The organism is Mycobacterium kyorinense (assembly GCF_001672775.1).
Classification (GTDB): Bacteria; Actinomycetota; Actinomycetes; order Mycobacteriales; family Mycobacteriaceae; genus Mycobacterium; species Mycobacterium kyorinense_A.
This window is the reverse complement of the sequence record NZ_LZKJ01000069.1, coordinates 1-10,648: the sequence shown is the minus strand read 5'-3', so window position 1 is coordinate 10,648 and position 10,648 is coordinate 1. Positions and strand designations below refer to the sequence as shown.

Annotated in this window: 12 protein-coding genes, 1 tRNA gene and 1 pseudogene; 6 read left to right on the top strand and 8 right to left on the bottom strand. The window is 65.7% G+C overall.

The window, feature by feature from the left end; translation table 11 throughout:
- Positions 1-644, top strand: a pseudogene (locus A5707_RS23105) (phosphatase PAP2 family protein); the annotation flags it as partial.
- On the opposite strand, the gene A5707_RS07290 reads toward A5707_RS23105, so the two are convergent.
- On the bottom strand, positions 621-1,556 hold the full coding sequence (locus tag A5707_RS07290; RefSeq protein ID WP_065013841.1) for a D-2-hydroxyacid dehydrogenase family protein: 936 nt from the start codon (positions 1,554-1,556) through the stop codon (positions 621-623). The pseudogene A5707_RS23105 and the gene A5707_RS07290 sit on opposite strands and share 24 nt — an antisense overlap.
- A gap of 103 nt (positions 1,557-1,659) precedes the next feature.
- Here A5707_RS07290 and A5707_RS07285 point away from each other — a divergent pair, with 103 nt between their 5' ends.
- Complete coding sequence (locus A5707_RS07285; RefSeq protein WP_065013840.1) at positions 1,660-2,631, top strand: enoyl-CoA hydratase/isomerase family protein; 972 nt, start codon at positions 1,660-1,662, stop codon at positions 2,629-2,631.
- A 46-nt stretch (positions 2,632-2,677) separates the two neighbouring features.
- Here A5707_RS07285 and A5707_RS07280 read toward each other — a convergent pair whose 3' ends face one another.
- Positions 2,678-3,094, bottom strand: coding sequence for a VOC family protein (locus tag A5707_RS07280; protein WP_065013839.1), 417 nt, complete (start codon positions 3,092-3,094; stop codon positions 2,678-2,680).
- A 166-nt stretch (positions 3,095-3,260) separates the two neighbouring features.
- Here A5707_RS07280 and A5707_RS07275 point away from each other — a divergent pair, with 166 nt between their 5' ends.
- A complete protein-coding gene (locus tag A5707_RS07275; RefSeq protein ID WP_065013838.1) occupies positions 3,261-4,145 on the top strand; it encodes an NAD(P)-dependent oxidoreductase in 885 nt (294 codons plus the stop codon).
- Positions 4,146-4,173: 28 nt separating this feature from the next.
- On the opposite strand, the gene A5707_RS07270 is transcribed toward A5707_RS07275, so the two are convergent.
- Entirely contained in the window at positions 4,174-4,512 is a 339-nt protein-coding gene (locus A5707_RS07270) for a hypothetical protein (RefSeq protein ID WP_082969312.1), read from the bottom strand.
- A 37-nt stretch (positions 4,513-4,549) separates the two neighbouring features.
- Entirely contained in the window at positions 4,550-4,927 is a 378-nt protein-coding gene (locus A5707_RS07265) for an ArsR/SmtB family transcription factor (protein WP_065013842.1), read from the bottom strand.
- Positions 4,928-5,086: 159 nt separating this feature from the next.
- Between A5707_RS07265 and A5707_RS07260 the strand changes: the two genes are divergently transcribed.
- The 3 genes from A5707_RS07260 to A5707_RS07250 all read left to right on the top strand — a co-directional run bounded on the left by A5707_RS07260 (position 5,087) and on the right by A5707_RS07250 (position 8,135).
- The gene (locus tag A5707_RS07260) at positions 5,087-6,157 is read left to right on the top strand and encodes a sodium:calcium antiporter (RefSeq protein WP_232000654.1); all 1,071 of its coding nucleotides are present in this window, start codon (positions 5,087-5,089) and stop codon (positions 6,155-6,157) included.
- Positions 6,158-6,330: 173 nt separating this feature from the next.
- Positions 6,331-6,630 carry a PE family protein gene (locus A5707_RS07255; protein WP_065013836.1) on the top strand — a complete coding sequence of 100 codons (300 nt, stop codon included), beginning with the start codon at positions 6,331-6,333 and terminating at the stop codon, positions 6,628-6,630.
- 20 nt (positions 6,631-6,650) lie between these two features.
- Positions 6,651-8,135: a PPE family protein gene (locus A5707_RS07250; protein ID WP_065013835.1), complete on the top strand. Its 1,485-nt coding sequence runs from the start codon at positions 6,651-6,653 to the stop codon at positions 8,133-8,135.
- A gap of 65 nt (positions 8,136-8,200) precedes the next feature.
- Here the strand turns inward: A5707_RS07250 and A5707_RS07245 are convergent.
- The 4 genes from A5707_RS07245 to A5707_RS07230 form a co-directional block, all read right to left on the bottom strand.
- A tRNA-Ala gene (locus A5707_RS07245) sits at positions 8,201-8,273 on the bottom strand.
- Between the two features lie 63 nt (positions 8,274-8,336).
- Complete coding sequence (locus A5707_RS07240) at positions 8,337-8,786, bottom strand: GreA/GreB family elongation factor (protein WP_065013834.1); 450 nt, start codon at positions 8,784-8,786, stop codon at positions 8,337-8,339.
- Between the two features lie 60 nt (positions 8,787-8,846).
- The gene (locus tag A5707_RS07235) at positions 8,847-10,097 is read right to left on the bottom strand and encodes an NAD(P)/FAD-dependent oxidoreductase (protein ID WP_065013833.1); all 1,251 of its coding nucleotides are present in this window, start codon (positions 10,095-10,097) and stop codon (positions 8,847-8,849) included.
- A gap of 51 nt (positions 10,098-10,148) precedes the next feature.
- On the bottom strand, positions 10,149-10,648 hold a 500-nt coding region (locus tag A5707_RS07230), incomplete at its 5' end, for a PucR family transcriptional regulator (RefSeq protein WP_197495279.1).

Sequence of the window (10,648 nt, the reverse complement as noted above, 5' to 3'; positions counted from 1 at the left end):
GCGCCGTCTACATGTCGTTTTTCATCCTGCCGTACGTGATCGCCGGGCTTTTATGGCTGCGCAACCGAGATGACTGGGCAGCATTCGCCCGGCGATTCGTCGGGCTGTCATTTGCGGCCCTGATCGTCTACGTGCTGGTGCCGTCGGCGCCGCCGTGGGCGGCCGCGCGCTGCACACCCGACCAGATCGCCGACGGCCCGTCCAACCCACGGTGCATGTTCCGAAGCCCCGCGGGGGTGCCCGACGGCGGGCTGCTGGGGCCCATGCACACCAGTCATCCCGGTGCCCACCCGTTCGTGGAACGCATCTCCAGCCGCGGCTGGGGCACGCTGCATCTGCACTCGGCGCGGGCCTTGCTCGACTCCGGGCAGGCCAGCGTGAATTTGGTGGCGGCCATCCCGTCGCTACACGCCGCGCTGTCGGCGATGATCGCGGTGTTCTTGTGGCGCCGCGTCCGGTGGTGGTGGCGCCCGTTGCTGGTGGCCTACGTGCTAACGATGGCGTTCACGCTGGTGTACTCGGCCGAGCATTACGTGATCGACATCCTGCTGGGCTGGCTGCTGGCCGCGATCCTGCTGCTGGTGCTCGGCCGCCTCGAGGCGCGCTGGCGGCGCCGACGTTCAGCGCGTGACGTCGTCGAGCCAGCGGGCGATCTTGGCGGCCGCCTCGCCGTAGAAGGTCTGATAGACCCGGTCGGCGACGTAGCCGATGTGGGGAGTGGCGACGACGCTGTCCAGCGTGCGCAAGGGGTGTCTGGCCGGCAGGGGCTCGGTGTCGAAGACGTCGAGTCCGGCCCCGGCGAGCCGGTGGGAGCGCAACGCCTCGATCAGCGCCGTCTCGTCGACGATGGGTCCGCGCGAGGTGTTGACTAGCAGCGCACTCGGTTTCATCAACGCAAGCTCACTTGCGCCCACCAGACCGCGGCTGCGCTCGCTGAGCACCAGATGAATCGTCAGCACGTCGGCGCGACGGAACAACTCCTCTTTGCCGACGTAGGTAGCCCCGGCCTGTGCCGCGGCGTCCGGCGTCAGGTTGGTGCTCCAGGCGATGACGTCCATGCCGAACGCCGCGCCCACTCGCGCGACCCGGCTGCCGATCCGGCCCAGGCCCAGCACGCCCAGCACCGTTCCGCCCAGTTGGCGACCGACCGAGGTCTGCCATCCGCCGCTGTGCACCGACACAGACTCGTCGACGAGGCGGCGCGCGGCGGCCAGAATCAGCGCCCAGGTCAGCTCGACGGTCGATTCCAGGTATCCGCCGGTCGTGCTGACGTGAATGCCGCGCTCCTGGGCGGCCGCGACGTCGATGGCGGCGTTGAACGGACCGGTCGAGGCGATCATCTTCAGGTTCGGCAGCCGCTCGATGATGCTGCGCGGCAACGGGGTGCGCTCGCGCATCACGAACACCACGTCGAAGGGGGCAAGCCGCTCGACGATGGCGTCGTGATCGGCCTGGTGATCGGTGAAGACGGTGATGTCGGCTCGGGCGGCCACCTGCGACCAGTCGGCCATGCTCAGCGCGACGTTTTGGTAATCGTCGAGGATCGCGACCTTCATCGTGCCAATCGTGCCGTGCTTTTAAGCGGAAAGTACAAATTGCCCTAACTCGGTCCGACGCTGACACACTGACGGCGACACCGCGCACGGATGGGAGACCTGTATGCCTGAGTACGACTACGAACAGATGAAAAGGGATGCCGAGCCGTTCATCAAGTTCGAGAAGGACGTCAAGAACCGGATCGCCTATATCACCTTCGATCGTCCGGACGCGCAGAATTCGACGACTCTGGGCATGCGGCAGAACTATGCCGACCTGATCCACAAATGCAATGTCGACGACGACGTCAAGGTGGTCGTGATCCGCGGGGAGGGAGAGGATTTCGGTAGCGGCGGCGACCTGCCCGAGCAGCGCGACATGCTGGAAAACCCCGGGATGCCACTGCTTCACGAGCTAGCAATCAACGACGACCGCGTCAAGTACCCGCCAGGGGGCTCCTACCGCTATCTGTCCACCGTGACCGACTTCTACGCCAAGGCTCCGGCCGGGAATCGCCCGCTGCAGGAACTGCGCAAGATCAGCATCATCGAGGCCAAGGGATACTGCTATGGCTGGCACTTCTATCAGGCCGGTGACGCCGACCTGGTCGTCTCCTCCGATGACGCCCTGTTCGGCCACCCGGCCTTTCGTTATGTGGGCTGGGGGCCGCGGCTGTGGTGGTGGGCAGAAACCATGGGACTACGGAAGTTCTCCGAAATGCTGTTCACCGGACGGCCTTTCAGCGCGAAGGAAATGTATGAGTGCGGGTTCGTCAACAGCGTGGTGCCCCTCGAGAAGCTCGAAGCGGAAACGCTGAAGTATGCGATGGCGTGCTCGCGGTCTCGCCCCACCGACACGGTCGCGGTGCAGAAGACGTTCCTGGAGCTCTACAAGCAGCACAAGGGCGAGTACTTCGGCAGCTTGTTGACCGGCATGGTGGAAGGCATGCTGCCACTGATTCAAAACGACCAGGACAACGAGGTCGACCTCACCGAGGGCACCTTCACCAAGGGTCTGAACAACGTCGTGAAGGACAACGACATGAACTTCCCGCCCGAGTGGCGGCTCAGCCGGTCGGGACGCAGCAAGCCCTGACATGGCCCCGTTCGACAAGAGTTGCTGGGCTAAGGGTTCGCGTCGGCTACATGGCGGCCGGCTCGTTGACTCCGAATACGAAGGGCGCGAACACAATCTCGCGCCCATCGGGGTCACGGTAGGTGACCGCCCCGACCGCCGCCCAATACGGATGGGACTCCACGGGCTGCATTCCGGCTGTCCGCAGCCGAGCCGTCGCTTCGTGTTGCGCCGTCGCGTCGAGGAAATACAGACACAGCTGTTCATGGGCATCGACCGCGATCGGCTGGGTTGCTCGGACGATCTCGAAAGTGAGCGCTGTGCCGGGCATTCCGAAAATCGCGCCGGTGCTGCCGTAGCTATTGGCGAACGTTGCGCACAGCGGCAGCCCGACGAGGTCGCGGTAGAACGCGACGGTCTGTTCGAAATTGCTCGAGCATCGCGCAAAGCGGATCGCGCCGACGGAGGCCAGTTGGTGCGTCACGACGTGACGCTAAGACCTCAACCGCAGTTCAGGTCAAGGGCGCCGCGAATGTGGGCTTGTGTCACGCAGTTCATGCCTCAAGCGTGTATCAATCCCACACTCGGCGGTCATTGGCGGCCACACAACGTCGACGCACAGCGACATCGAGCGGATAGGGGGCCGAGACGTGGACATCGGATTCATCGGGTTGGGCAACATGGGATCCGCCATAGTGCGCCGACTTGTCGACGCGGGACACCATGTCGTCGTCTTCGATACCCGTGGTGCCGCGATCGACTCCGTCGTGGCCGCAGGCGCAGATCGTGCGGCGTCAGCACGGGAGGTGGCTGATCGTGCGCCGACGGTCATGGCCAGTTTGCCGACACCACAGGTGTCGACGCAGGTGGCTGAGGCGGTCGCCGGCGGCAACCATATCCAGCGTTTCATCGATCTGTCGACCGCGGGAAGCCAAGCAGCACAACGTAATCACGCACTGCTGGCCGAACATGGGATCGCCATGCTGGACAGCCCGGTGAGCGGCGGGGTGCACGGCGCTCAAGCGGGAACACTTGCCGTGATGGTGTCTGGCCCGCGCGCCGAGTTCGACGCCTCCGCAGCCATTTTCGATGCCATCGGCCGCGCCATCTTCGTCAGCGAAAAACCCGGTGCCGCACAAATGATGAAGCTGGTCAACAACTTGATGGCCGCCGCGTCGTTGGCCGCAACCGCTGAAGTCATGGTGATGGGCGTGAAGGCGGGTCTGGATGCCCAGGTCATGATCGATGTCCTCAACGCCGGATCCGGAGCCACCCACGCGAGTCGCGAGAAGTTTCCGCGTGCGGTACTTCCGCGCACCTTCGACTACGGGTTTGCGACGGGTTTGATGGTCAAGGATGTGCGTCTGTATCTCGATGAGGCCAAAGCGCTGGGTCTGCCAACGCAGCTGGCCGAGTCCGTGGCGCAACTATGGGAGGCGACCCTGGCCGCGGAGGGGCCCAACTCCGATTTCACGTCGATCGTCAAGCCGATCGAAGCCGCCGCAGGCGTCGTGGTCGGCACCGGACCACGATGAAAGCGCCTGCACTATCCCCTACTCCTCGTCAGCCGCACGCTGAGACGACTCGGCAGCAGATCGGTCCGCGGCGGCCTGTTCGCGGTGCGAGGGCAGCCGCCTCGCGGTGTTCGTCGGCATCACCGACGCCGGCGTCGATTGCGTCCTCGTGCACCAGGGCCACCCGTTCATGTGTTTGGGCCGACTCGTCGTGGCGGACAGCAGCACTGCGATGGGCCGCGGCCGCGCGATCACGCGATTCCTCGGCGCGCTCGGCTGCCAACTGGGCGTCCGTTTCGGTGGTCGGCTGCCCGTGCTGCAAGTCGGCGCGCCGTTCGATCAGCTCCTCGGCCCGAGCGGCCGCGCGGTCCTTCGATTCCTCTGACATACCGCCAAGATAGGCGGGCTTCCGCTCGCCGTTCGGCTCATGGTGTGGATGGTGGGTCGGGTGCGAGGCTGCCGTCGGGGGCGATGTGGGCGAAGATCTGCTGGACGAGTGTGAGCACGTGCGGATCCTCGACGGTGTAGATGTGGCGACGCCCTTCTTTGCGTGCGCTGATCAGGCCGGCCAGGCGCAGCTTGGCCAGATGCTGGCTCATGGTGGCCACTCCGACGCCGGCCCGGTCAGCCAGGGCGGTCACGTCGTGCACATCTTGGGCGGCCAGCCACAGCACGTGCAGCCGCGCCGGATTGCCCAGCAGCGCGAAAGTGGCTGCGGCTGAGGTCAGCTGTGGGCCGGTGGGCTCAGCGGGGGCAACGGCGGGGTCAGCGGTTTCGGGTAGCCGTTGTTCTGGTTTTGCCATGGCGGCCTCCATTCTGGCGCACTTCCGACAACCGGATTCGCCCAATCGAAACATTTTAATATTTGCGAATATAACGAAATGAATGGCAGGATTAGACAGATCCGAACCGAGGTCTAACGCCCGACCTGCGCGTGGGCGAGGGAGGCAAGGCCCTTCGTGGTGCATATCGCGTTGCTGATCGCCTGCGCGATAGCGATTTATCTGTCGTGTGAGTGGTTCGTCAATGCCGTGGAATGGCTTGGCCAGCGGCTGAACGTCGGCAAAATGGCCGTCGGGAGCATCTTGGCCGCGTTCGGCACAGCGCTGCCCGAGTCGGTGGTCACGCTGGTCGCAGTGACGACCGGCTCCACTGCACAGATCCGCGACATCGGGGTCGGCGCCGCGATGGGCGGCCCGCTGGTACTGGCGACGGTCGCCTACGGGGTGACCGGTGCCATCTTGCTCGCGCGGCGGCGCACGCGTAGCCGCGAAGTGGTGGCCGTCGGTGGCGGTGTGAACGTCGAAGCCCCGACGTCAGATCACGAGGCTGGCTGCAACAGCGTGTTAGCCGATTCCGTCCAAGCGGCACGCCTGGCAAACGATCAGCGCTGGTTTATGACGGTGTTCGTAGTCAAAGTCGCTTTGGGGTTGGTGGCGTTCGCCATCAAGCCGTGGGTGGGGTTGCTGTTTTTCGCCGTCTACGCCGTCTACTTTTGGCGCGAACTGCGCGGCGGCCACACTCTGGACCCGCATGACGAGGAGGAGTTGGCACCGCTAAAGCTGCAACCCCGCGTTGCGCGACCGGCCACCCCGTTGGTGATCGCGCAAACGGTAGGCGCGTTGGCGATCATCTTCGTTTCCTCGCAGGTGTTCGTGCACCAGCTCGACGCCATTGGTCCGATGCTCGGATTGTCGGGGGCCGTCACCGCCTTGCTGCTGTCGCCGATCGCCACCGAGCTACCCGAGATCATGAACGCAGTCATCTGGGTCCGGCATGGTAAAACCCAACTGGCCCTGGCCAATATCTCCGGGGCGATGATGATCCAGGCGACGGTGCCCAGCGGCCTGGGCCTGTTGTTTACCGATTGGCGCTTCGATCACGCACTGCTTTGGTCCGGTGCGATCACCATGGCCGCGATCGGCTACCTGCTGTACACGCTGCGCACGCACAAACTCACGCCCATTCGACTGGCCGGGGCCGCTGTGCTCTACCTGGTCTTCGCCGTCGGGCTCATCCCGATACTCACCTGATAACCCTTATCTCTTTCACGGACGAAACCCGTTGGCCGACAGTCACAACCGATGAGAGCAGGGCATGCACCACTTCATCGTCAACTTCGGGGTTTTTCGCGATCTGCCAATAGGTTCGCGCGCCATTTGTTGGCGGCCGACTTGTGGTCCGGCCAGAAAGTAAGGAGAAACCGATGTCATTTGTGACCATGCAACCAGAAATGCTGACCGCCGCGAGCGGTGAGTTGCAAGCGATCGGTGCGGCGGTAACCGCCCAGAATGCGGCTGCAGCAGCCCCGACCGCCACGGTGATGCCCGCCGCCGCCGACGCGGTGTCGGCATTAACGGCGGCGCAATTCAACGCGCATGCGGCCCTCTACCAGACGGTCAGCACACAAGCGGCGGCTATTCATGAGATGTTCGTGCAGACCCTGCGCAGCAGCGCCGTCTCCTATGCGGCTACCGAGGTCGCCAACGCAATCGGTGCCAGCTAAAGCAAACGGGAGCAACGGATATGGATTTCGCATTGCTACCTCCGGAGATCAATTCCGCCCGCATGTACGCCGGTCCGGGAGCAGGGCCGTTGCTGGCCGCCGCGGCAGCGTGGGACGGGCTGGCCGCCCAATTGGGGTCGGCGGCGGCTTCCTACCAGTCGGTGGTTTCCGGCCTGACAGGACAATGGCTAGGTCCGTCGTCGATGGCGATGAGCACCGCGGCCGTGTCCTATGTGGCGTGGATGAATACCACTGCGGCCCAAGCTGAGCAGGCGGCCAGCCAGGCCAAAGCAGCCGCCGCAGCGTATGAAACCGCGTTCGCGATGACAATGCCCCCGCCGGTGATCGCCGCCAACCGCGCTCAGTTGGCGGCCTTGGTCGCGACCAACTTCCTGGGCCAAAACACGCCCGCGATTGCGGCCACCGAAGCTCACTACGGTGAAATGTGGGCTCAAGACGCCGCCGCGATGTACGGCTATGCCGGCGGCGCGGCAGCAGCCACCCGGTTGACTCCGTTCACCGCGCCGAAGCAGACCACCAATCCGAGTGGGCTGGGCGGCCAATCCGTCGCGGTCGCGCACGCGGCCAGCACCTCGGCGGGCACTCAAGCCCAGAACGCAATGTCATCGATCAACGGGGTGTCCCAGGCGCTGGGAACGATGACGCAGCCATTGCAATCGACCTCCTCCGCTACCGGCCTGGGCCAGATGGCAATAGGTACCGGAACGTCAGCGGTGTCGTCGGTAGCTTCTACCCCGGCCAGTGCGCTCACGGGACTGACAGGGGCATCGGGCAAAAGCGCGCTCAAGGGTGCCGGTGTGGCGCCCGGCCTGATTGGCGGCGGGGCCAACGCCGGCACGTCAGGCCTGGCGCTGGACGAGGTCGGCCTTGGTGTCGACACTTTCGGCCTAGCAGGTCTGGAGGTACCCGGCCTCGGTACTGAGTTCCTGGGCCTGGGAACCGAGTTTTATGGCCTGGACCTCGAGCTTTTGGGGGCCCAGGTTGAGGGCGTAATCGGCCCTGGCGGCTTGGGCGCGGGCTTAATTCCGTTGGGCGGGTTGGGAGCCCTGGGCGGTCTGAGTACCGCGGGTGCCGCCAGCGCCACGGCGGGTATGGGACAGGCGGCCTCACTCGGTTCGTTGTCGGTACCCCAAGCCTGGACCGTGGCGGCCCCGACAATCCGCCAGGTCGCCCTGACGTCGCTGGAATCCAGCACGGCCGCCGCGTCGGCCGCCGCTGCTGCGGGCGCGTCGGAAATCCCCTACGCCGAAATGGCATTGGCCGGTATGGCAGGGCGCGCCATGGCGGGTACTGCCGGCTGGAGCCGCCAACAGCGGGCGGGAGCGCCCACTCGGGAAAACCCGAGCCGACCACCGAAGTCACCGGACAGTTCGGCAACGGAGATCTTCGCCAAGCTGCGCGAACTCACCGACCTACTCCACGACGCCGGAATCCTGAACGACAAGGAATTCACCCAGCAAAAACGACGCCTCATCCACGGGTAGACCGAAGGTACCGATCCGAGCGGCAGAGCAACGGTCCCAGGCCATTTGACCTGCAGTTCGTTGGGTGGAGCTAAGGGGACTCGAACCCCTGACCCCCACACTGCCAGTGTGGTGCGCTACCAGCTGCGCCATAGCCCCATGGTGTGCTCATCGAAGCTACACCACCGCCAACTCGGCTTCAAAGTCGCTGATCACGACCGGTCAGGCCGGACAGTCACTGCTATGCAGTCCGTAGGGAACGGCCTCGACCAGCGTGACCGACACCGTGGCGCCGCTGGGCACCCGGTAGCTGCGCTTCTCGCCGCGGCGCGCCCCGGTGATCGCGGTCCCCAGCGGTGACTGGGCCGAGTAGATCTCCATATCACCATGCTCGGCGCCGCGGGCCCCGAGCAGGAACGTTTCAGTCTCGCCGGTGTCGTCGTAGCGCACGGTCAGCACCATGCCGGGCTCGGCAACCCCGTCGTCGGGTGGATCTTCGCCGACGACGGCATATTGCAGCAGATCGTGGATCTGCCGGACGCGTGCCCGCCGCGCGCGGCGTTCGTCCAGGTCGAGGGTGTCGTCGACGTGCGGCCCCAACAGTGCGGCCAGCTCAGCCTCAAGCCGATCGCGCGTTTCCGGTGTCATCCATACACCTTCTGAACTGGACATGTAGTGCCTCCTAGAAATCGGATACTTATCGCGTGGGATGGAACTTAAGAAACGAAATTCTTAACGCTTTGGGTCGAACTCACGCAGCGCTGCCGACTGCTTGCCGGTGGTGATCTGCTCGGTCAGCAACCGCCCGGTCACCGGGCCGTGGGTCATGCCCCACATGCCATGCCCGCCGGCGACGTAGATCCCCTGGGACACCTGCCCCACCAGCGGGCGACCATCGGGACTCAGCGGACGGGGACCGACCCACACCTCGCTGCGCTGCTCCCAGCAGACGCCGTCGAGGTAGGGCCGCGCCGCGTCGGCGATGGCATCGGCCCGTGCCTCGGATGCCGGCGCGTCGGGATCGCGCAACTCCATCATCCCGGTGACCCTCAGCTTGCCGTTCAACGGCGTGCACGCCACCCGTGCGTCGGGCAGGTGCACGGGGCAGGGAACGGGACGTTCCACCGGCACCGTGAACGAGTAACCGCGCCCGGCATGCACCGGAACCCGCACCCAGCGGCTCACCAACGGCGACAACCAGGCGCCGGCCGCGATCACCGCCACGTCGGCACTGAGTACCGGACCGCTGCGGGTGTGCACGACGACGCCGTCTCTGGCCGGCTCCACATCGGTGACCTCCACGGTGTGCAGCGTGGCCCCTCGCTCGACGACCGAGCGGCCCAGCGCCTGCACGAACCGGCCGGGGTCGACGAAGCGCTGGCCGTTGACACGCACACCGGCGGCGGCCGCATCCGATGCCAGCGGCACCTGCTCACGCAAGGCCGCGCCGGTCAACTCCGTGGTGGAAACGGGCTGGCCGGCCTCTTGGAAGCGCCGCAGTTCTGCCAACAAATGTTCGGCGTCGTGAGATGTCCGAAACAGCGCGGTGATCGGCGCATCGGTGATCGGCGCGTCGACACCGTTGGAGACCAGTACGTCGTAGGCCTCGATGCACTCCTCGCTCAGCGCCAGGTTGGCCCGCACCGCCCGGGTCCATGACGCAGTGCGGCAGTTGGCTGCGAATCGCATCAAAAAGCGCCACAGCGCCGGGTCGGTAGACGGTGAAATGCGCACGGGGGCAGATGGTTTCAGCAGGGAGCGCAAGGTGTATCGCAGCGTGTGCGGCTCGTTGAGCGGCATGGTCAGGGCCGGCGCGATATATCCGGCGTTGCCCCACGAGGCGCCTGCGGCCACGCCGACACGATCGACGAGCGTGACGTCCACGCCGCGCTCTTGCAGAAACCATGCCGTGGACAACCCGACGACACCGGCGCCCACCACGACCGCCGACCGCGGACCTCCATCACCAATCACGTTATCCATGGTGGCGCGGATACCCGCTGACTGGTTTGCCGGAATCCGACAACGCCAAAGTCAGTGTTTGTCGGCTTCCGACACAACGGTCGGTTCGTCGTCGCTGGAGGCCAGCTCGATCGTCATCGCCAGCCGCTTACCCGGGTCGTCCAGGCCGAGGGTGGTGACTTCTGCCATCCGGCGCAGCCGGTAGCGCACGGTGTTTTCGTGTACACCGAGCCGTTCGCCAGCCTGCGCCAGGTCACCCTGCGCCGCCAGCCACGCCCGCAGCGTGGCCACGTACTGCGTTGCGTGCTCGCGGTCGTGGCGGCGCAGTTCCGCTACCGGCCCGCGAGCCGGTGCCCGGCCGGCCCCGGCCGCCGTGCGCAGCCGCTGCAGCAGGATTTCGTCCCAGGATTCGTCGTAGGCCGGCGGCGCGCCGTCCGGCCGTACCTCGTGCAGCGCCAAGCACTCGTCGGCCTCTTGACGCGCGGCGGCCAACTCGTCGGCCGACGCGACGGCGCTGGGTGGGCGACTTGCAGGCGGCGCTGCCGCCGCAGGCCAGCGTGGTCGCCGGGATC